17 protein-coding genes and 1 pseudogene are annotated in these 21,230 nt (G+C 73.5%); 6 read left to right on the forward strand and 12 right to left on the reverse strand.

What is annotated here, in order from left to right:
* Positions 1–153 precede the first annotated feature (153 nt).
* Positions 154–4,005 (forward strand): multifunctional oxoglutarate decarboxylase/oxoglutarate dehydrogenase thiamine pyrophosphate-binding subunit/dihydrolipoyllysine-residue succinyltransferase subunit, encoded by a 3,852-nt coding sequence (locus tag KPF47_RS29015; RefSeq protein ID WP_374108913.1) that lies wholly within the window; start codon positions 154–156, stop codon positions 4,003–4,005.
* 60 nt (positions 4,006–4,065) lie between these two features.
* Here the strand turns inward: KPF47_RS29015 and KPF47_RS29020 are convergent, their stop codons facing one another.
* The 4 genes and pseudogenes from KPF47_RS29020 to KPF47_RS29035 all read right to left on the reverse strand — a co-directional run bounded on the left by KPF47_RS29020 (position 4,066) and on the right by KPF47_RS29035 (position 7,474).
* Positions 4,066–4,542, reverse strand: a complete 477-nt coding sequence (locus KPF47_RS29020) for a hypothetical protein (RefSeq protein WP_224392001.1) — start codon at positions 4,540–4,542, stop codon at positions 4,066–4,068.
* Between the two features lie 157 nt (positions 4,543–4,699).
* Entirely contained in the window at positions 4,700–5,242 is a 543-nt protein-coding gene (locus KPF47_RS29025; RefSeq protein ID WP_224392002.1) for a hypothetical protein, read from the reverse strand.
* Positions 5,243–5,291: 49 nt separating this feature from the next.
* A pseudogene (locus KPF47_RS29030) lies at positions 5,292–6,189 on the reverse strand (IS5 family transposase).
* 76 nt (positions 6,190–6,265) lie between these two features.
* Positions 6,266–7,474, reverse strand: coding sequence for a DUF418 domain-containing protein (locus tag KPF47_RS29035; RefSeq protein WP_224392003.1), 1,209 nt, complete (start codon positions 7,472–7,474; stop codon positions 6,266–6,268).
* Positions 7,475–7,562: 88 nt separating this feature from the next.
* On the opposite strand from KPF47_RS29035, the gene KPF47_RS29040 reads away from it, so the two are divergent.
* Together KPF47_RS29040 and KPF47_RS29045 are read left to right on the forward strand one after the other, a co-directional pair.
* Positions 7,563–7,739: a DUF6104 family protein gene (locus tag KPF47_RS29040; protein WP_224392004.1), complete on the forward strand. Its 177-nt coding sequence runs from the start codon at positions 7,563–7,565 to the stop codon at positions 7,737–7,739.
* 125 nt (positions 7,740–7,864) lie between these two features.
* Positions 7,865–9,304, forward strand: coding sequence for a CitMHS family transporter (locus tag KPF47_RS29045; RefSeq protein ID WP_224392005.1), 1,440 nt, complete (start codon positions 7,865–7,867; stop codon positions 9,302–9,304).
* A gap of 192 nt (positions 9,305–9,496) precedes the next feature.
* Here KPF47_RS29045 and KPF47_RS29050 read toward each other — a convergent pair whose 3' ends face one another.
* The 3 genes from KPF47_RS29050 to KPF47_RS29060 are packed head-to-tail and all read right to left on the reverse strand — an operon-like array spanning position 9,497 to position 12,946.
* Entirely contained in the window at positions 9,497–9,850 is a 354-nt protein-coding gene (locus KPF47_RS29050; RefSeq protein WP_224392006.1) for a hypothetical protein, read from the reverse strand.
* Positions 9,851–9,903: 53 nt separating this feature from the next.
* Complete coding sequence (locus KPF47_RS29055; protein ID WP_224392007.1) at positions 9,904–12,666, reverse strand: FtsK/SpoIIIE domain-containing protein; 2,763 nt, start codon at positions 12,664–12,666, stop codon at positions 9,904–9,906.
* A 19-nt stretch (positions 12,667–12,685) separates the two neighbouring features.
* Positions 12,686–12,946, reverse strand: coding sequence for a hypothetical protein (locus KPF47_RS29060; protein ID WP_020623160.1), 261 nt, complete (start codon positions 12,944–12,946; stop codon positions 12,686–12,688).
* A 268-nt stretch (positions 12,947–13,214) separates the two neighbouring features.
* On the opposite strand from KPF47_RS29060, the gene KPF47_RS29065 reads away from it, so the two are divergent.
* A complete protein-coding gene (locus tag KPF47_RS29065; protein WP_224392008.1) occupies positions 13,215–14,624 on the forward strand; it encodes an Nramp family divalent metal transporter in 1,410 nt (469 codons plus the stop codon).
* 108 nt (positions 14,625–14,732) lie between these two features.
* Here the strand turns inward: KPF47_RS29065 and KPF47_RS29070 are convergent, their stop codons facing one another.
* Genes KPF47_RS29070 through KPF47_RS29090 form a run of 5 tightly spaced genes read right to left on the reverse strand, consistent with a single transcriptional unit; the run spans position 14,733 to position 18,961 of the window.
* The gene (locus tag KPF47_RS29070; RefSeq protein WP_224392009.1) at positions 14,733–15,533 is read right to left on the reverse strand and encodes an MOSC domain-containing protein; all 801 of its coding nucleotides are present in this window, start codon (positions 15,531–15,533) and stop codon (positions 14,733–14,735) included.
* The gene (locus KPF47_RS29075) at positions 15,533–16,468 is read right to left on the reverse strand and encodes an ABC transporter substrate-binding protein (RefSeq protein WP_224392010.1); all 936 of its coding nucleotides are present in this window, start codon (positions 16,466–16,468) and stop codon (positions 15,533–15,535) included. The genes KPF47_RS29070 and KPF47_RS29075 overlap by 1 nt, the downstream gene beginning before the upstream one ends.
* A 33-nt stretch (positions 16,469–16,501) precedes the next feature.
* Complete coding sequence (locus tag KPF47_RS29080; protein WP_224392011.1) at positions 16,502–17,221, reverse strand: ABC transporter permease; 720 nt, start codon at positions 17,219–17,221, stop codon at positions 16,502–16,504.
* A complete protein-coding gene (locus KPF47_RS29085) occupies positions 17,218–17,871 on the reverse strand; it encodes an ABC transporter permease (protein WP_224392012.1) in 654 nt (217 codons plus the stop codon). Before KPF47_RS29085 ends, KPF47_RS29080 begins: the two co-directional genes overlap by 4 nt.
* 7 nt (positions 17,872–17,878) lie before the next feature.
* Entirely contained in the window at positions 17,879–18,961 is a 1,083-nt protein-coding gene (locus KPF47_RS29090) for an ABC transporter ATP-binding protein (RefSeq protein WP_224392013.1), read from the reverse strand.
* 154 nt (positions 18,962–19,115) lie between these two features.
* Here KPF47_RS29090 and KPF47_RS29095 point away from each other — a divergent pair, with 154 nt between their 5' ends.
* Entirely contained in the window at positions 19,116–19,895 is a 780-nt protein-coding gene (locus KPF47_RS29095; RefSeq protein ID WP_224392014.1) for an LLM class F420-dependent oxidoreductase, read from the forward strand.
* A 61-nt stretch (positions 19,896–19,956) separates the two neighbouring features.
* Positions 19,957–21,198: an acyl-CoA dehydrogenase family protein gene (locus KPF47_RS29100; RefSeq protein ID WP_224392015.1), complete on the forward strand. Its 1,242-nt coding sequence runs from the start codon at positions 19,957–19,959 to the stop codon at positions 21,196–21,198.
* Positions 21,199–21,230: the final 32 nt, after the last annotated feature.

The raw sequence follows: 21,230 nt of genomic DNA on the forward strand, positions 1-21,230 counted from the left end.
CGGCACACTGCCCCGTCTCGCGTCGGGGGGACTAACCTGGTAGCCGGTCGCGACAAATCGAGCAGCTATCAAGGCGGTTGACGCAGAGTGTCATCGAGCAGTACCTCCCATCCGGCGAGTGACTTCGGCCCGAACGAGTGGCTCGTCGAGGAGATGTACCAGCGCTTCCAGGAGGACCCGTCGGCCGTGGACCCGGCCTGGCACGAGTTCTTCGCCGACTACGGCAAGGACGGTGAGCAGACCTCCTCGTCCGTCGAGCCCGAGGAGTCCGGCGACACCGCCTCCGGCAACGGGTCCGCACCGGCAGCGTCCTCGGGTGGGGTCACCCGCGGCGCCGGCACCGAGGACGACCGCGGCAGCGGGAGCGGCACGGAGACCGGCGCGGCCGGCTCCGGCGACGCCCCGGCCCAGAAGGCCGTGACGAACGGCGGGAAGGCCGGGGGCAAGGGCACCGCCACCTCGCGCGACGTGCCGCCGCCGGTCACCCCGAAGGCCGAGCCGCCGCCCGCCGAGGAGCGTCTGCGCACCGCGAGCGCACCGGCCCCGGCGGCGTCGTCGAACGGGACGCCGGCCAAGCCCGCCGCGGGCAGCGGCTCCAAGGCCGCGAAGCCGGCGCAGGACGGGGGTGGCGCGACCACCACCCCGCTGCGCGGTGCCGCGAACGCCATCGCCAAGAACATGACGTCGTCGCTCACGCTGCCGACCGCGACCAGCGTCCGTGCGGTCCCGGCCAAGCTGCTGGCCGACAACCGCATCGTCATCAACAACCACCTCAAGCGGACCCGCGGCGGGAAGCTGTCGTTCACGCACCTGATCGGCTACGCGCTGGTGCGGGCCCTGGCCAACTTCCCGAACATGAACCGGCACTTCGCCGAGACCGACGGCAAGGCCTCGGTCGCGACGCCGGAGCACGTGAACCTGGGCCTGGCCATGGACATGGCGGGCAAGGACGGCAGCCGCACGCTGATCGTCGTGTCGATCAAGGGCTGCGAGAACCTGTCGTTCGCCCAGTTCTGGCAGTCCTACGAGGGCATGGTCCGCAAGGCGCGCGAGGGCAAGCTGACCGCCGAGGACTTCTCCGGCACCACGATCAGCCTCACCAACCCGGGCACGCTGGGCACCAACCACTCGGTGCCGCGGCTGACCGTGGGCCAGGGCGCGATCGTCGGCGTCGGCGCGATGAAGTACCCGGCCGCCTTCCAGGGCGCCTCCGAGGAGCGCCTCGTCGAGCTCGGCATCTCCAAGATCATCACGCTGACCTCGACCTACGACCACCGGATCATCCAGGGCGCCGAGTCCGGCGACTTCCTGCGGCGGATCCACCAGCTGCTGCTGGGCGAGGACGGCTTCTACGACGACGTCTTCGCCTCGCTGCGGGTGCCGTACGAGCCGGTCCGCTGGGTGCAGGACTTCCCCGAGGGCGAGGTCGACAAGACCGCCCGCGTGCTGGAGCTGATCGAGTCCTACCGGACCCGTGGCCATCTGATGGCCGACACGGACCCGCTGAACTACCGCCAGCGCCGGCACCCGGACCTCGACGTGCTCAGCCACGGCCTGACCCTGTGGGACCTCGACCGCGACTTCGCGGTCGGCGGGTTCGGCGGGCAGAGCCACATGAAGCTGCGCGACGTGCTCGGCCTGCTGCGCAACTCCTACTGCCGCACCATCGGCACCGAGTACATGCACATCGCCGACCCCGAGCAGCGCAAGTGGCTCGAGGAGCGCATCGAGGTCTCGCACGTCAAGCCGGACTCCTCGGAGCAGAAGTACATCCTGTCCCGGCTGAACGCGGCCGAGGCGTTCGAGACCTTCCTGCAGACCAAGTACGTCGGGCAGAAGCGGTTCTCGCTGGAGGGCGGCGAGACCGTCATCCCGCTGCTCGACGCCGTGCTGGACAAGGCCGCCGAGCGCGAGCTCGACGAGGTCGTCATCGGCATGCCGCACCGTGGCCGGCTCAACGTGCTGGCCAACATCGTCGGCAAGCCGATCAGCCAGATCTTCCGCGAGTTCGAGGGCAACCTCGACCCGGGCCAGGCGCACGGCTCCGGCGACGTGAAGTACCACCTCGGCGCCGAGGGCAAGTACTTCCGGATGTTCGGCGACGGCGAGACCGCCGTCTCGCTGACCGCGAACCCGTCGCACCTGGAGGCCGTGGACCCGGTGCTGGAGGGCATCGTCCGCGCCAAGCAGGACCTGCTCGACAAGGGCGACGGCGGCTTCACCGTGCTGCCGGTGCTCATGCACGGCGACGCGGCGTTCGCCGGCCAGGGTGTCGTCGCCGAGACGCTGAACCTCGCGCTGCTGCGCGGGTACCGCACCGGCGGCACCGTGCACGTCGTCGTCAACAACCAGGTCGGGTTCACCACCGCGCCGGAGCACTCGCGCTCCTCGCAGTACTGCACCGACGTCGCGAAGATGATCGGCGCGCCGGTCTTCCACGTGAACGGCGACGACCCGGAGGCCTGCGTCTGGGTCGCCAAGCTGGCCGTGGAGTACCGCCAGCGCTGGAACAACGACGTCGTGATCGACATGATCTGCTACCGGCGCCGGGGCCACAACGAGGGCGACGACCCCTCGATGACCCAGCCGTCGATGTACGACATCATCGACGCCAAGCGCAGCGTCCGGAAGATCTACACCGAGTCGCTGATCGGCCGTGGTGACATCACCATGGAGGAGGCCGAGCAGGCGCTCAAGGACTTCTCCAACCAGCTCGAGCACGTCTTCAACGAGGTGCGCGAGCTCGAGAAGACCCCGCCGGTGATCTCGCCGTCGATCGAGTCCGAGCAGCTGGTCCCGTCCGACCTCGACACCTCGGTCCCGCTCGAGGTCGTCCATCGGATCGGCGACGTGCACGCCCACCTCCCCGAGGGGTTCGCCGTGCACAAGCGGGTCGAGCCCGTGCTGCGCAAGCGCGAGAAGATGTCGCGCGAGGGCGACGTGGACTGGGCGTTCGCCGAGCTGCTCGCCCTGGGGTCGCTGGCGATGGACGGCTGGCTGGTCCGGCTGTCCGGGCAGGACTCGCGTCGCGGCACCTTCGTGCAGCGGCACTCGGTCCTGATCGACCGGCACACCGGCGCCGAGTACTTCCCGCTGCGCAACCTGGCCGAGGGGCAGGGCCGGTTCCTGCCCTACGACTCGGCGCTGTCGGAGTTCGCCGCGGTCGGCTTCGAGTACGGCTACTCGGTCGCCAACCCGGACGCGCTCGTCCTCTGGGAGGGCCAGTTCGGCGACTTCGTCAACGGCGCCCAGTCGATCATCGACGAGTTCATCTCCTCCGGTGAGGCCAAGTGGGGGCAGCTCTCCGACGTCGCGCTGCTGCTGCCGCACGGCCTCGAGGGGCAGGGCCCCGACCACAGCTCCGGGCGCATCGAGCGCTTCCTGCAGCTGTGCGCCGAGGGCTCGATGACCGTCGCGCTGCCCTCGGACCCGGCCAACTACTTCCACCTGCTCCGCCAGCACACCCTCGACGGGGTGCGCAGGCCGCTGGTGGTGTTCACGCCGAAGTGGATGCTGCGCGCCAAGCAGGTCGTCAGCCCGCTGTCGGACTTCACCGAGGGCCGGTTCCGCCCGGTCATCGACGACCCGGAGCACGCCGGCAAGGGCGAGCGCGTGTCCGGCGTGAAGCGGGTGCTGTTCTGCTCCGGCAAGATCTACTGGGAGCTGGCCGCGGCCCGCGACAAGCGCCGCAAGAACGGCGACACCGGCGTGGACGAGGCCGCGCTGGTGCGCGTCGAGCGGCTCTACCCGATGCCGGTCGAGGAGATCGCCGCCGTCCTCGAGCGCTACCCCGAGGCCGCCGGTGACGTCCGCTGGGTTCAGGAGGAGCCGGCCAACCAGGGTTCGTGGCCGTACTACGGCCTCGAGCTGCCGCAGAAGCTCCCGCAGCTGCAGGGCAGCTTCACCCGGGTGTCGCGGCGGCGGATGGCCGCCCCGGCCGCCGGCTCGTCGAAGGTGCACGAGGTCGAACAGGCGGAGCTGATCGACAAGGCGTTCGCCGGGTAACGGACCGACCACGACGACGGCCGGGCGGGGACTCCCCGCCCGGCCGTCGTCGTCGGGGGGTCAGCGGCCGCGCACCGCGCCGAGCACGACGGCCGCGCCGGTCAGTGCGGGCACCGCCCACTCGACGGCCCGGATCCGGCGCGCCAGGGCCGGGTCCGGCGCCGCCGGAGCCTCCCCGGCGGGGGCCGACGCACCGGCACGCCGGCCCAGGACACCCGCGTAGGCGGTCGCGGCGAGCGCGGCGCCGGTGAGCGCGGCGCGGGAGACCGCGGCGGTGGCGGCGGCGGGCTCACGCCGGGCACGGGCCACGTCCCGCGCCAGCAGGCCCGCGCCGCCCAGCAGGTGGGTGGCCGTCGCGGCGCTGCCGACCCGGTCCCACCGGCCCCAGCCTGCTCCGGCGAGCCGCTCGCGCTCGGCGGGGTCCCCGACGGCGTCGAGCGCGCCGTTCAGTCCGGTGACGCCCATCAGCGACCCGCCGAACCACGCGGCCAGACCGACGTCGTGCAGGGTGCGGGCGAGGGGCTCGGTGCGGGGCATCGGTACTCCGGGGCGTCGGGGGCGGGGGCCACGGGTGCGGCCGCACCGGACGCTAGTGCGCCCGCCCGGCGCGACACCCGCGGGCCGGGCGGAACCGCGCGGACGCACGGCGGCCGGGCCCCCCTCCCGGTGCCCGGCCGCCGCGCAGCGCAGCGTGTCAGCCCGCCAGGCGGTGCACCCAGGCCCCGACCTGCCCGACCGGCCGCTGCTGCTCGCCCTGCTGGGCGGCCAGCACGACCAGAACGCCGGTCAGGGCCGGGACGACCCACTGCACGATCCTCAGCCGGCGCTGCGCCTCGGCCGTGGCGGCCGGGGTCTCCGGCGCCGGCGTCACCCCGCCCCGCGCCGGGTGCCCCACGCCGGCCGCGGTCCGCCTGCCGAGCACCCCCGCGTAGGCCGTGGTGGCCAGCGCGGCCCCGGTGACCACCGACTTCAGCGCGACGACCGGCTTCACCCCGGGCTCGTTGCGCACCCGGTCGGCGTTCGCGCGCAGCAGCCCGGCCCCGCCGATGAGGTGGGCCCCGATCGCGACCGCGTTCACCGGGGCCCAGCCGGCGTTCGCGACGCGCAGCCGCTCGGTCGGCTCCCGGACGTCGTCGGCGGCCCCGTTCACCCCGACCGCTCCCATCAACGCGCCACCGAACCAGGCGGCGAGGCCCGCGTCGTGCAGCGTGCGGACGAGGGTGTTCGTGCGTGCCATGGAGATCCTCTGTTCGCGGTGCCACCGCCGGCGGGCGGTGACGGCGCGGCTAGGGCGTGTCTCCTAAAGTGCGCAACCAGGTGACGATGGCCTTCAGTGCAACTCCGCCGCGGTAGGTCAGGGCGAGTTTGTCGTAGCGGGTCGCGAGGCCGCGCCACTGCTTGACCTCGCAGAACCCGCGTTCGACGACGTTGCGGCCGCGGTAGTCGACCCGGTCGAACGCCGGTGGTCGGCCGCCGCGTGTGCCGCGTCGTTTCCGGTGTCCCTGCTGGTCAGCCGGCTCCGGGATGACCGCGACGATCCGTCGTCTGCGCAGGTGGGCGCGGATGGCGCGTGAGGAGTAGGCCTTATCTGCGCGGACCCGCTCGGGTCGGGTCCGCGGTCGGCCCGGACCGACCCGTCCGACGCTCAGATGTGACATCAGGTGCGCGAACATCGGGGCGTCACCGGCCTGTCCAGGGCCGACCAGTACGACCAGCGGGCGGCCGTGTCCGTCAACGAGCTGGTGGATCTCCGTGCCGAGCCCTCCGCGGGAGCGGCCCAACGCGTGATCGGGCGGCTCGATCAGCAGATTCTTGTAGTTCGATCCGGCCCCCTGTGTCCCGCTGCAGGGTCGCGGCGTGTTGGTGAGCGCGGATGATCGTCGAGTCGACCGACACGGCCCAGTCCACGAGACCGGCGGAGTCGGCATCGGCGAGCAGAGCTGCGAGAACCTGGTCCCAGGTGCCGTCACCGCAGTAGCGGCGGTGGCGTTTCCATAGGGTCTGCCACAGCCCGAACTCGACCGGGACATCACGCCAGGCCCGCCCGCAGCGGAACCGGTAGATGATCCCCTCGATCACTCTGCGGTGATCGGCGAACGGGCGCCCTGGCATCCCGTCCGACGAGGGCAGTAACGGCTCGAGTCGGTCCCACTGGGCATCGGTCAGGACGGCACGGCGCGACACCTACTGATCATCGCGCAGGCCCGACCAGCCGGGTTAGGAGACGCGCCCTACCCGTGCCGCCACCGCGGAAATGACCTCACCGGCGGACGGCCGAGCGGTAGGCCAGCCGCCGCAGCAGGGTCTCGGCGGGCCCCCGGACACCGGCCAGGTCGAGCCGGTACGCGACGACGACGGTGAGCAGCCACACCCCGACCGCGACCAGTGACGCCGACCAGCTCGAGAGGTGCGCGCCCAGCCCGAGGCCCCAGGCGGCGAGCAGCGGCACGAACAGCAGCGACTGCGCCAGGTAGCCGCTCAGCGACCGGCGGCCGAGCGCGACCAGGGCCCGGACCGGCAGCGGCGGCACCGGACGGGTACCGAGCCGGTGCGCGACGAGGCCGAACACCGCGACGTAGCCGAGGGCCGCGAAGATCCCGGTGGCGATGTGCAGACCGGCGAACGCGCCCGGGTCCGGCAGGACGACGACGCCGACGTGCACGAGCGCCTGGGCGAGCCCCGCCGACCAGCCGACGGCGATGCCCACGACGGCGGTGCGGCGGAGCAGGGGCAGGTACCGGCCCGGCTCCTCCAGGACACGGTGCCGCGCGGCGAGCATCCCGAGCAGCACCGCGGCGGGCATCACCAGTGTCAGGAACGCTCCGGGGAGCGCCGCGACCCACAGTGCGAGCCGCGTCGGCAGGGTGGCGAGCCAGCCCGGCGTGGACAGGGCCACCTGCTGCGCGACGGCCGTGGGCGTGCCGGCGCCGGTGAACTGCGCGAGCACGCCGGTCACCGCGGGGACGACCACGGCCAGACCGACCAGCACACCGGCCCCGATCCGCAGGGTGCGGTCGCTGCGGTGCAGGAACAGCGGCACCAGCACCAGGCCGAGGACACCGTAGGTGCCGAGGATGTCGCCCTGCCACAGCAGTGCCGCGTGCAGCAGGCCGAACGCGAGCATCCACCAGTGCCGGGTGCGCAGCAGCCGACGCGCCTGCGCACGGGTGCCGCCGCCGGCGATGCGGCGGGCGTAGAGCTGCCCGATGCCGTAGGCGAACAGGAACCCGAACAGCGTCCAGGCCCGGCCGTCGACGGCGGTGATGGTCACGATCTGGGCGGTCCGGTCGGCGGGCCCGCCGGCCGCGGCGTGCAGCAGCGTGGCCCCCAGCTCCGAGGTGTAGGCGAACCAGGGGGCGTGGGCCAGTGCGATCAGCAGCAGCATCGCACCCCGGGCGAGGTCGGGGGCGAGCGCACGGTCGCGCACCGGGGTGGGCGCGACGGTCGCTGCGGGCGGCGCGGTGGACATGGGCGTCTCCTCACGAGGCGGTGGGAGCCCCATCGGAAACGATGCCGTCGCGTCCGGGTCAAGCAGTGCCCGCCGTATCCTCGCCGGCATGTACTTCACCGACCGCGGCATCGAGGAGCTCGTCGACCGGCGCGGCGAGGAGCAGGTCAGCGTCGAGTGGCTGGCCGACCGGCTCCGCGCCTTCGTCGACGCGAACCCCCAGTTCGAGACGGCCGTCGAGCGGCTGTCGAGCTTCCTCGCCCGGGACGACGCCGACGACGAGTGACGCCGTGACCACAACGACCACAGGGCACGCAGCGACCACTACGAGGGCTGTGTCCGCAAGCGGGACCGGGGCACCGGTCCGGACCTAGCGTCGCTCCTCGACACATCCGTCGAGGAGGAGCACCGATGCTCATCGTTCTCGGGTCCGCGATGATCGCGGTCTTCATGTACCTGATCCTGTCGAAGCGGCTCGCGCCGACCCTGGCGCTGGTGCTCGTCCCGCTGACCTTCGCCCTGGTGGTGACCGGCACCGGACTGTCCGAACCGGGTGAGGACGGCGTCGTCGACTCCATCTCCTCGGCGTTCTCCGACTTCGCGCCGACGGCCGTGCTGCTGTTCTTCGCGATCATCTTCTTCGGCACGATGATCGACGTCGGCCTGTTCGACCCGCTGATCCGTTTCGTGCTCCGCACGGTGAACAACGACCCGGTCCGCCTGGTCGTGCTGACCGCGGTGCTCGCCGGTGTCGTCTCCCTCGACGGCGACGGCTCGACGACCTTCATCATCACGGTGTCCGCGCTGCTGCCGATCTACCTGCGGCTCGGGCTCAGCCCGGTGGTGCTGACCGTCGTCGCCAACCTCGCGAACGGCGTGCTCAACATCCTGCCCTGGGGCGGCCCGACGATCCGCGCCGCGACGGTCCTGAACGTGTCGCCCTCGGAGCTGTTCAACCCGATGGTCCCGGGCATGGCCGCCGGCATCGCCACGGTGCTGCTGCTGGCCTGGCAGCTCGGCCGTTCCGAGCGCAAGCGCCTGCTCGCCTCCGGCCGCACCCTGTCGGTCGTCGCCGACGAGATGGTGGCGGTGCGCGAACCCGCCCTGGTCGGCGGGGGCACCGGCTCCGACGGCACACACGGTGCCGACCGCCCGGCGTCGGGCTCCGCCGGGGGCGCCTCCGACGCCGCCGACGACCTCGGGGGCACGCTGGACCCGAACCGCCCGACCCTGCGGCCGAAGCTGATCTGGTTCAACCTCGGGCTCACCGTCGCCCTGCTGGTGCTGCTGGGCATGGACGTCCTGCCGCTGTCGCTGGTGTTCGTCGCGGCCGCCGCGGTCGCCCTGGTCGTGAACTTCCCGAAGCCCGAGGACCAGCTCAGGGCGGTGACCTCGCACGCCACCTCGATCGTCGGCGTCGTCTCCATGGTGTTCGCCGCCGCGGTCCTGGTCGGGGTGCTGTCGGGCACCGGCATGGTGACGGCGATGGCGAACGGCATCGTCTCCGCCGTGCCGCCGTCGGTCGGCTCCTGGTTCGCGGTGATCACCGGTGTGCTGAGCATGCCGCTGACGTTCTTCCTCACCAACGACGCGTTCTACTTCGGCATCCTCCCGATCCTGACCGAGGCCGCGGGCCACTACGGCATCGCCCCGGTGGAGATGGCCCGCGCCTCGATCATCGGCCAGCCGGTGCACATGACCAGCCCGCTGGTCCCGGCGCTGCTGCTGCTCGTCTCGCTGGCGAAGGTCAACCTGGCCGACCACCACCGCAGGGTCATCTGGCGGGCCGCGGTCTGCTCGCTGGTCATGCTGGGAGTGGCGCTGCTGCTGGGCGTCGTCTCGCTGGGCTGACCGCCCGCCCACGATCCGGTGCCGCGCACGCGGTACGCCGGGGAGGGGCGGACGGCGACCACCGGCCCCGGACCCCCGGCCCCACCGTCGAGATGCAGCTCAGGGTTGCCCGTCACCCGCGTGGCCGGCCCGGGCTGCATCTCGGCGTGTCCGGCCCGTGCGGCGCGGGCGTGGGACGCGTACGGGGCGGGGTCAGTCGTCGTCGCGGCGCAGGCGGAACAGCCGCCGGTCGCCCGAGGAGCGCAGCTCGCGCAGGGCCTCGTCGGCGGCCTCCTCCAGCGCGGCGTGCTCGTCGGGGTCGGCGCGCAGGTCGGGTCGCGGCCGGGGACGCCCCGGCTCCTCGGCCGACCACATCAGCTGCAACGCCGCCTCCCAGCGCAGCTCGAACATGCCGCGGGCCAGGGTGAGCCGGTCCGCGGCGTCGCGCAGCTCCCGCTCGGTGCCGCGCAGCTCGCGGCGCAGCTCCTCGGCCCGACGGGCGTCGCGTTCCCGCAGGTCGACGACGGCGCCGGCGAGCTCGGACACGACCGCGCGGTACCGTTCCACGGCACTCACGACCCACCCGGCAGTACCCGCACCGCGGCCGGCGGCGACGGGGTTCACGACCCGCCTCCGGCGTCGGTCAGGATGACCAGCTGCGGACGGCCGTGCCGGGCACGGTCGAGGAACAGCGCCCGCCCCGGCGTCGGCGTCCAGTCCAGCGGCTGCCCACCCAGCAGCGCCACCAGGTCGGTGCCCTGCACACCCGTCGCCACCCAGACGCCCAGGTCGTCGATCGCGGCCCCCGGCGGCGCCAGCAGCGTCTTGAGCCGCTGCGCGCCCTGCCACCAGCCCAGCACGTGCACCCCGACGCCCGGCCCGTGACGCAGCAGTGCCCGCAGGTCCTCGGTCCCGGTGCGGTCCAGCATCGACTCCGCGGCGTCGGCGCCGAACACCACGACCAGCAACGGCGCATGCCCCCCACCGCCCGTCGCGGCCCGGGCGCGGACGGTCGCCGCCAGCTCGGCCACGCGGGCGGCGAACCCGTCGGCGGAGACCTTCTCCACCGTGCCGGGCAGGTCGGGAGCCAGCGCGCCGGCGGCGGCCGCCGCGTCCGGGGCCAGTGGCACGAGCACGACCTGCGCCCCGGCCTGGTCGGGCAGCGACGCGGCCACCGACCGGACGGCCGAGCACAGCAGCGGGACCGCGACGCGGGCGTCGGGTCCGATCACCCCGAGGTTGCGCCCCGGCGCGTCGGACAGCTCGGCGGCCGCCGGGCTGCCGTGGACGTCGACGAACTGCCCGACCAGCGCGCGGGGCACGCCGTCGGCGGGCAGCCGGGCGGCCAGCACGTCGTGGGAGGGGGCACGGGCACCGTCGAAGACGACCGGCTCCGGGGTGTCCGGGAAGTCCGCGAACGCCGTCACCTGGACGTCACGGACCACCGGGCCACCCGCCTCGGGCAGCCGGACCACGTGGTTGCCGTGCGCGACCCCCGAGTCGTGGTTGACGACCGCGTGCCAGCGCGGGAGCGCCAGTGCCGCCTCGTTGTCCTGGGCCAGGATCCGCCGCGCGCGGGGCAGCGCGACCCGCAGCACGAACTGCTCGAAGATCGCCGAACGGCCCCACAGCGCGTCGATGCCGGAGACGTCCTGGCTGGCCAGCACGAGGTGCACGCCCTGGGACCGGCCGCGTCGGGCGACGTCCTCCAGCAGCGCGGTCGCCTCGGCGCTCACCGCGTCGCGGCCGGTGAACAGGAACTGGAACTCGTCGATGACCGCGACGATCCGTGGCAGCCGCAGGTCCGGACGCTCCACCCGGAGCTCGGCCAGCTTGGTCGCGCCGTGCCGGCGGGCGGCCTCGGCGCGGCTGCGCATGACCTCGGACAGGTGGCGCAGCAGCGCGAGCCCGAACTCCCGGTCGGTGTTGATGTTGACGCCGATCAGCCGGGCCTGCGGCAGCCGGTCGGCGCGGTGCCCGTCGGGGTCGGGGGCGAACGGGGTGAACGACACCCCCTCCTTGAAGTCGAGCAGGTACAGCTCGACCTCGTCGGGGCCGTAGTGCGCGGCGAGACCGGCGATCCAGGCCAGCAGCAGGTTCGTCTTGCCCGATCCGCTGGGGCCGCCGACGAGCGCGTGCGGGGAGTGGTCGTCGAGGCTCAGCTCGGCGGGGATGCCGTCCTCGTGCCCGACCACGACCTTCAGACCGTCGTGCGAGCGGCCCTCACCCCGCCGGCGGGGCAGCATGTCCTTGAACGCGCCCAGCCGCCCACGCCACTGCTCGTGCCCGGCGGCGATCGCCTCGCACACCGCGGTGACGTCGTCGGCGGGCACCGGCGGGTCCGGTTCGACGAGCACGTGCGGCCCGGTGACCGAGGTGCGCACCGGGACCGGCAGCCGGTCGTCGGTGGGGTCGACGCCCGGTGGGTCCCCGAAGTCGACGGTCTCCACCGGGCGCGGCAGCGCGGCCGGCACGTCGAGCAGCACCAGCTGCACCCCGGCCGCGACCCCGCCCCGCGCGACCCGCTGCAGCTGCCTCAGCTCGGCCTCGGGCAGCTCGCGACCGTTCCCGACGAGCACCGCCACCAGCCACGCCTCGGGCCGCTCCCCCGTGCGGTCGGCGAGCTCGCGCAGCGAGGTCGCCCCCTCGGCGAGGACCCGGGTCTGCACCCGGCGGATCCGGTCGGACAGCTGTTCCAGCAGCCGTCCCAGCCGGGTCGGGTCGTGCACGGTCAGCAGCCCGGTCCGGGTCAGCGGGTACAGGCCGGGCAGCGCCCCGGCGAGCTGGCCGACGTCCCAGACGTGCACGTTCACCACACCGGGCCGGAAGTGCCGCACGGTGCGCAGGACCAGCTGCTCGACCATCGCCTCGGCCCGGTCACGGGAGCGTGGCGTCGACACAACCTGCAGGTGCGCACCGTCGAGCAGCGGGACCGCGACCCGGAACGGGGCGCCGCCCTCCACCGAGCCGGTGCCGAGCACCCACATCTCCGGGACCGGACCGGTCGGTTCCACCGCGCCGGGGACCGGCTTCCAGTCGGCCGGGTCGTCCCCGGCCGCGCCGGGGGTGGCGTCGGCGACGATCTCCGACAGCGTCTGCGGCGAGTCGCCCTGCCACCGGTCGAACACGTGCGCCCGGTCCTCGGCGACCCGGGCGAGCACCCCGGAGAGCCGCGGGTTGTCGAGCACCCGGGTCAGCCCCGGATCGCGCCGCGCGGCGTCGTGCCCGGTCTCGCGCAGCCACAGCTCCGCCATGACCTCGGCGTGCCGCGCGGCGGCCCGGTCCCGGCGGCCCTCGGCCGCACCGAGCGCGCGCGACGCCGCCCGGTGGAACTCGTCGAACGCGGACCGGATCCGCTCGCGGCGGTTCGGACGACGGGCCATCAGGGGCGGGCGGGCGCGGTCAGAGCCGCGAGGCGACGTCGTCGGCGGACTGCATGGCGATGTGCAGCGCCTGCTCGACCTCGTCGATCTTCTCCGACGCGGCGGCGAAGCGGGCCCGGGCGTCGTCGGCGTCGTTCTGGGCGGTGCCGTAGATGTTCTGGGAGAACGCGGCGCCGGCCTCCTCGATGGCCTGCCGGGCGTGCCGCAGCGCGCCGAGGCTCTCGGTGGCCTGCTGGTTGGCCCGCCCGATCCCGGCCCGGATCTCGTCGATGTTCGCCATGCCCACCCTCCGTGCGTGCGCGTGCGGCGACCGTGACCGGCCGACGCCGCGGCCAATCTATCGGCCGGTCCCGGTACCCGTTCATGGTGCGCCGGGGGGACACCGGCTGCAACGGCGGGTACCCCCTCCACCGCGGTCCGTCGCCGCCGTCGGGGTCCGATACGTCCGTTCGTGACCCTTCCGCGCTGGAATGCGCCGCGCTGCTCGCCTAGCGTGCTCGGCGCACCCCCGCGATCCCCCCACGACGCCGTGATCGGAGACTGTGACGATGGCCTCCCCCGGTCCGCAGACGGACTTCCTCGAACCTCCCACCGGCGCGCGGAAGATCCGCTCCATCGGGCCGGGCCTGCTGGCCGCGGCGACCGGGGTCGGCGCCGGCGACCTCGTCGCGACGATGGTGGCCGGCGCGTCGTTCGGGACCGTGCTGCTGTGGGCCGCCGTCGTCGGCACCCTGGTCAAGCTCGCGCTCGGGGAGGCCGTCGGCCGGTGGCACCTGGGGTCCGGCGCCACCATGCTCGACGGCTGGCGACGGCTGGGCTACTGGGCCACCGGCTTCTTCGGCGTCTACATCGTGGTGTGGGGCTTCGTCTACGGCGCCACCGCGATGTCGGCGGTGGGGCTGCCCCTCAACGCGCTGTTCGGCGGGCTGCCGGTCGGCGGGTGGGCGGCGATCGCCGGCGTCGTCGGGCTGGTACTGGTCTGGGTGCAGCGCTACCACGCCTTCGAGAAGTTCATGACCGTGCTCGTACTGATCAAGTTCGCGACGGTGGTGTTCGTCGCGATCCTGGTCGGACCGGACCTGCCCGCGCTCGCGAACGGGCTCGTCCCCCGGCTGCCCGAGGGATCCACGGTCTACGTGCTGGGCCTCATCGGCGGCGTCGGCGGCACGATCACGATGGCCGCCTACGGCTACTGGCTGTTCGCGAAGGGCTGGAAGGGCCCGAGATGGCTGTCGATGATGCGGCTGGACAACGCCACCGGCTACATCATGACCGGCATCTTCGTGATCTCGATGCTCGTCGTCGGGTCCACGATCCTGCTCGGGGAGAACCTCACCGAGTCCGACAGCGGGCTGCTCACCCTCGCCGACCGGCTCGGCGCCCTCTACGGCGATCCGGTGCGGATCCTGTTCCTCGTCGGCTTCCTGTCGGTCACCTTCACCTCGTTGCTGGGCGTGTGGAACGGCGTCTCGCTGCTGTTCACCGACTGGGTGCGGGCGATCCGGCTGCCGCACGGCGCGAAGGCCGCGATCGGGCCGGACGTCGAGAACGCCGTCGTCGCCGGGGAGGAGCGCACCGCCGTCGAGGGCGGGAGCGCCGGTGGCACGGCCGCGGACCCCGCACCCGGGGACGAGCGCGGCGACGGGCCCGGGCGGCCCGGCGCCTACGAGGCGGCACGCGCCGAGCGATCGCTGCCCTTCCGCGGCTACCTGCTGTGGCTGACGTTCCCCCCGATGGCGCTGCTGCTGATCGGGCGGCCATTCGCGCTGACCCTGGTCTACGGCGTCCTGGGATCGTTCTTCATGCCGTTCCTGGCGGTCACGCTGCTCCTGCTGCTCAACACCCGGATGGTCGCCCCCGAGGCACGCTCGCGGTGGCTGTCCAACGCGATCCTGGGGATCTCCTCGGTGCTGTTCGCGGTCCTGCTGGTCACCGACGTGTACTCGCGCCTGACCTGACCCGCGCCCGGAGGCCCGCCCCACGCCTCCTCCTCCCCTTCTCCTCGCACGAACGGGCCCCTCGTACGAACCTTTCGTACGAGGGGCCCGTTCGTGCGCAGCCGGGGGTCAGGTCACGTCGAGCGGGTCGCCGACGCGCAGGGTGCCGGTGCGCTCGACCCGGGCGTACAGGCCCGCGCAGGGCAGGACGCCGAAGCCCTCGACCTCGACCCGGTTGCGGTCGGCCGGACCGCGCAGGGCGTGCGGGGCCCGGGGCAGGTCCCCGTGCTCCAGCGTCGGCACCGAGCAGCGCGGGGTCGGCAGGGTCGGGACGAGCACGACCTCGCCCAGGGTGAGCCGCCTGCCGAGCCAGGTGTTCTCCACGAACGGCTCGGTGCCCGGCGGTGTCGCGACCACGACGTTGGGCCGGTAGCGCAGCGCCTCGACACCGAGGGCGTCCAGTGTGGCGGTGGTGATCAGGTGCACCGGCGAGTGGTCGACGAACCGTCCGCCGGGTGCGCCCTGGGCGATCTCCAGGATCGGCGCGTCGACCTCGGCGTCCAGGCCGTGCTCCAGCACGTCCTCCGGGTCCGGCCGCTCGACGACGGCGCCGTCGGCCCGCTGCTGCGCGACGACCACGGGTCTGCCCAGCAGCTCGGCCAGCGGCGCCGCGGCCTGCCCGGCGTCGAGGGTGCGGCCGTCGGGCAGGGTGACCCGCACGTCGTCGCCGACGCCGGCGGAGGCACACGTCAGCAGCCGGCGCCAGTGCCGGGGCTGCTTGGCCGTCGCGACCCGGCCGGTGTCCGGGTCGGTGAGGGCGAGCGCCCGGTCGCCGACGACGCCGTGGGCGTCGAGCACCAGGTCGGCGAGGTCCTCGCCCAGCATCGACTTCACCGGGTAGCGGTGCAGGGACGCGACCTCGCCGACCATCAGAGCAGGCCCTGCGCGGTCAGCCAGTTCTTCGCCACGGTCTCGACCGACGGCTTGTCCGGCGCGGCCGCGGCCTCGTTCAGCCCCAGCAGCTCCTGGGTGGTCAGCTTCGCCGACACCGCGTTGAGGACCTCGGAGACCTGCGGGGTCGCCTTCTCCTTGTTGATCAGCGGGACGACGTTCTGCGCGGCGAAGTTGTTGTCCGGGTCGGTGAGGACCACGAAGTCGTTCTCCGGGATCGCCGCATCGGTGGTGAACAGGTCCGCGGCCTGGACGTCGCCGTTCTTCAGGGCGGCGACGGTCAGCGGACCGCCGGCGTCGAGCGAGCGGTAGGACTGGAACGAGCAGTTGTAGGTCTTCTGCAGGCCCGGGATGCCGTCGGGCCGGGTCTGGAACTCCGGCGGTCCGCCGAACACGAGCTCGCCGCAGCGCGGCGCGAGGTCGGCGATGGAGGTCGCGTTCAGCCGCTGCGCGGTCTCCCGGGTGACGACGACGGCGTCCTTGTCCTCGGCCTCGGCCCGGTCCAGGACGGTCAGCGTCGGGGCGGCGGTGTTCAGCGTGGACTGCAGCGCGGTGTAGACCTCGTCCGGCTCGGTCTGCGCGGCGTTCTTGTCCAGGTACTGCAGCAACGTGCCGCTGTAGTCCGGGATGAGGTCGATCGAGCCGTCCTTGAGGGCGGGCACGTAGGCCTCGCGGGACCCGATCGGCGGCCGGGTCTCGACGGTGACGCCCTTGGCCTGCAGCGCCTGGGCGAACACCGAGGACAGGATCTGGCTCTCGGTGAAGTTCGCGGCGCCGACGACGACGGTGTCCTGGTCGCCCGAGCCGGACTGCCCGCCCCCGGCGAGGGGGTCGGAACCCCCGCCGCAGGCGGTCAGCGCGAACGCGGCGGTCACCGTCGCGGCGACGGCGGTCAGCAGACGGGTGCGTCTCATGGTGGGTGTCCTCCCGGGGACGTGCGGGGTGGGTCAGGCCGCTTCGCGGACGGGTTCGGTACGGGTGGGCACCGCGCGCAGCCGGCGCGGTGCGGACCGGCCGGCGGCCTGCAGGCCGGGCGACACGATCAGCTTCTGCAGCCCGCCCAGGATCAGGTCGGCGAGGATCGCGAGCACCGCGACCAGGATCGATCCGCCGATCATCATGCCGAAGTCGCGCTGGCCGAGACCGTCGATGATGAACCGGCCGAGCCCGCCGAGGGAGACGTAGGCGGCGATCGTGGCGGTGGCGATGACCTGCAGGGTCGCGCTGCGCAGCCCGCCGATGATCAGCGGCAGCGCGTTGGGGAGCTCGACCTTCCACAGCACCTCGGGCCCGCGCATGCCCATCCCGGTGGCGGCGTCGACGACGGCCGGGTCGACGTTGCGGATGCCCGCGTAGGTGCCGGCCAGCACCGCGGGCACCGCCAGCACGATCAGGGTGATGATCGGGCCGACCAGCGACAGCCCGGTCAGCGTCGCCAGCAGCACGAGCAGGCCGGGGGTGGGCAGCGCACGCAGCCCGTTGGCGAGCCCGACGACGACGAACCCGCCGCGGCCGGTGTGGCCGATCCAGGCGCCCAGCGGCACCGCGATCACCACCGCGACCAGCAGGGTCAGTGCGGTGTAGCCGAGGTGCTCGGCGAGCCGGGCGAGGATGCCGGTCGGCCCCGCCCAGTTCGCGCCGTCGAACAGCCAGCCGAAGTACGTCATGCCCCCGCCTTCCCGGTACGGGCCCGCTGCCAGGGGGTGAGCAGCTTGCCGGCGAGCAGCAGGGCCGAGTCGACGACGAGCGCCAGCAGCAGCACCAGCACGATCCCCGCGACGATCTGGGCGTCGTTGCTGCGGTTGAAGCCCTCGGTGAACAGCAGGCCCAGTCCGCCGAAGCCGATCACCGCACCCACCGTGACCAGGCTGATCGTGGACACCGCGGCCACCCGCAGTCCGGCGACGATGACCGGCACGGCCAGCGGCAGCTCGACGCCCACGAACCGGCGCAGCGGGGTGTACCCCATCGCGTTCGCGGCGTCGACGACGTTGCCGGGCACCGCGGACAGCGCGTCGGACACGGTGCGCACGAGCAGCGCGACGGTGTAGACCGTCAGCGCGACCACGACGTTCACCGGGTCGAGGATCTGGGTGCCGAGCAGCGGCGGCATGAACACGAACAGCGCCAGCGACGGGACGGTGTAGAGCAGCCCGGCGGCGTTGGTCATGACGGTGCGCAGGGTGCCGTTGCGGTTGGCGACCCACCCCAGCGGGATCGCGAACACCAGCCCGAGCAGCACCGGGATCAGGGCGTACACGACGTGCTCGGCGAGCGCGTCGAGCACGGAGTCGAGGTTGGCGAGCACCCAGGTCACGGCGGCCTCAGGCGGCGTTGTGCGAGTCGCGGGCGGCGGGCAGTGCCTCGAGCACCGAGTCGGCGGTGACCGAGCCGGCGACCCGGCCCTCGGCGTCGACGGCGACACCCTGCCCGGACGGCGAGGACAGCGCCGCGTCCAGCGCGCCGCGCAGCGAGCCCGACTCCACCGCGTAGAGCGACCCGCCCGGGACGACGGCCTCCTCGGTGACCCGGCCCTCGCCTGCCTCGACCCAGCCCAGCGGGCGGGCGGAGCCGTCGACGACGACCGCCCAGCCGTCGTCGGGCAGCGGGTCGCCGACCGAGAGCATCGGCAGCGACCCCAGCGGGATGGTGTCCGAGGACAGGAAGCCCAGGCCGCGGTAGCCGCGGTCGCGTCCGACGAAGTTGTCGACGAAGCCGTCGACCGGGCGGGAGAGCAGCACACCCGGCTCGTCGTACTGGGCGAGCGTGCCGCCGACCCGGAACACCGCGACCTTGTCGCCGAGCTTGATGGCCTCGTCGATGTCGTGGGTGACGAACACGATGGTCTTGCCGAGCTCGGACTGCAGCCGCAGCAGCTCCTCCTGCAGGCTCTCCCGCACGATCGGGTCGACCGCGGAGAACGGCTCGTCCATGAGCAGGACGGGCGGGTCGGCGGCGAGCGCGCGGGCCACGCCGACGCGCTGCTGCTGGCCGCCGGACAGCTGCGCCGGGTACCGCTTGGCCATCGAGGTGTCGAGGCCGACGATCTCCATCAGCTCCATCGCCCGGTCCCGCGCGGCCTTCTTGCTGCTCCCGACGAGCATCGGCACGGTCGCGATGTTGTCGACGATCGTGCGGTGCGGGAACAGACCGGCCTGCTGGATGACGTAGCCGATGCCCCGGCGCAGCTCGGCCGGGTCGGCGGACAGCACGTCGCGCCCGTCGACGCGGAGCTCGCCGCCGGTCGGCTCGATCATCCTGTTGATCATGCGGAGGGAGGTCGTCTTGCCGCAGCCGGACGGACCCACGAAGACCGTGATCCGCCCCTGCTCGGCGACGAGGTCGAGCTCGTCGACCGCGACCGTCCCGTCCGGGAAGCGCTTCGTGACGCCCCGGAACTCGATCATCGGCGGTTCCCCCTGCCGTCGCGCGGGACCCCTGCTCCCCGCTTGGTCGCAGCACACTAACCCGGTCGTGCGCGACGGGCGAGCGCTCGACACCGGGTCCTCACGACCCCGTCCCGCTTGACCTGCAGTCCGGTTCAGCACCCAGGCTGCGGGCATGACCCCGACCACTGCCCTGGGCCCGCTCGGCGTCGCCACCGGACCCGCTCCCGCCGACGCCGTGGCCCTCACCGACGCCGGTGCCCGCACCCTGTGGCTCGCCGGCGGCGCGATCGACCGGCTCGACCGGCTGACCACGTTGCTCGACGGCACCCGGGACGCGGTGGTGGTCCCGGGGATCGTGCCGACCGGGGTCTTCCCGGCGCAGGCCGTCGCCGCGGTGCACGCCGACGCCGCGCGCCGTCACCCCGGTCGCTACCTGACCGGGCTCGGCGCGGCGCAGCAGCCGCGGGCGCTGGACGCGCTGCACCGCCACCTCGACGAGCTCGACGCGCTCGGGCTGCCCGCGTCGCAGCGGCTGCTGGCCGCGCTCGGACCACGCAAGCTCGACCTCGCCCGTACCCGCTGCGCCGGGGCGGTGACGCTGCTGGTCACCCCGGAGCACACCGCCCGGGCGCGGGCGGCGCTCGGTCGGGACCGGCTGCTCGCGGTGATGCTGCCGACCGTGCTCGGCACCGACCGGACCGGGCTGCGCGAGCTGGCCGGGTTCCTCCTCGACGTGCCCGGCTATCGCGCCACCGTCCGGGGGCTGGGGTTCACCGACGCCGAGATCGACGCCCGCGCCGACCGGCTGCTCGACGCGGTCTCGGCCCGGGGCGACCGCGACGACGTCGCCGCGCGGGTGGCCGAGCACCGGGCCGCGGGCGCCGACCACGTGGTGCTCAGCCCGGTCGGGGACCCCGGATCCGGTGCCGCGCTGCTGCGCGCGCTCGGATAGGCGCTCCGGGGCCGGTCCGTTCTGCCGTGCGGCCGGTGCGCCGCGGCGCAACAGTGGTGCCATGCCGAAGGAGCCCACGCGTCTGCCGCGTCCCGAGCTGGACCTCGACCCGGACCACCCGCACGTCGCGGACTGGTTCCACTACGCCGACCTGCTCACCGACGCCGAGCGCGCCGACCTGCGCCGGGTGCGGGAGTTCCTGCGCGCCGAGGTCGCACCCGTCGTGCTGGAGGCCTGGGACCGCGCCGAGTTCCCGATGCAGCTGGTGAAGGGCTTCGCGGGTCTGGACCTGGCGGGGGCGGGCTATGCCGACCCGCCGGCGTCGCGGCTGTTCCTGGGGTTCCTGCACGCGGAGATCTCGCGGGTCGACCCGTCGGTCAACAGCTTCTACGGAGTCCACACGGGCCTGGCGATGGGCTCGATCCACGCCGGCGGCACACCCGAGCAGCGGGAGCGCTGGCTGCCCGCGATGGCCCGGATGGACTCCATCGGCGCGTTCGGGCTGACCGAGCCGCACGGCGGGTCCGACGTGGCAGGCGGGATGGAGACCACCGCCACCCGGGACGGGTCCGGGCCCGACGCGGAGTGGGTGCTCGACGGCGAGAAGCGCTGGATCGGCAACGCCACCTTCGCCGACCTGATCATCGTGTGGGCGCGGGACACCGACCCGGACGCCGGCGGCGCGGTGCGCGGCTTCGTGGTGCCGTCGCCGTCGGAGGGCATGACGATCACGAAGATCGAGGGCAAGCAGTCGCTGCGGATCGTGCAGAACGCCGACATCCTGCTCGACCGGGTGCGGGTGCCGGAGTCGCACCGGCTCAGCGGCGGCTCGGGCACCTTCCGCGACGCCGGCCTGGTCCTGCAGCGCACCCGGGCCAACGCCGCCTGGGGCGCGGTCGGGGTGCAGATGGCGGCCTACGAGCTGGCGCTGTCCTACGCCGCGCAGCGCGAGCAGTTCGGCCGCCCGATCGGCGGGTTCCAGCTGATGCAGGACCTGCTGGTGCGGATGCTCGGCAACGTGAGCGCCTCGCTGGGGATGGCGGTCCGCAACGCCCAGCTGCTCGACGAGGGCCGGGGCTCGGACGCGCACTCGTCGCTGGTGAAGGAGTTCTGCGCGACCCGGATGCGCGAGACCGTCGCGCTCGGGCGCCAGCTCGTCGGCGGCAACGGCGTCGTGCTGGAGAACCGGATCGCCAAGTACTTCGCCGACGCCGAGGCGATGTTCTCCTTCGAGGGCACCCGGGAGATGAACACCCTGATCGTCGGGAAGGCGATCACGGGGCAGAGCGCGTTCGTCCGCTGAGCGCCCGGGAGGGCTCCCGGGCCCCGGGGGCC

The organism is Pseudonocardia sp. ICBG1293 (genome assembly GCF_020131355.1).
Classification (GTDB): Bacteria; Actinomycetota; Actinomycetes; order Mycobacteriales; family Pseudonocardiaceae; genus Pseudonocardia.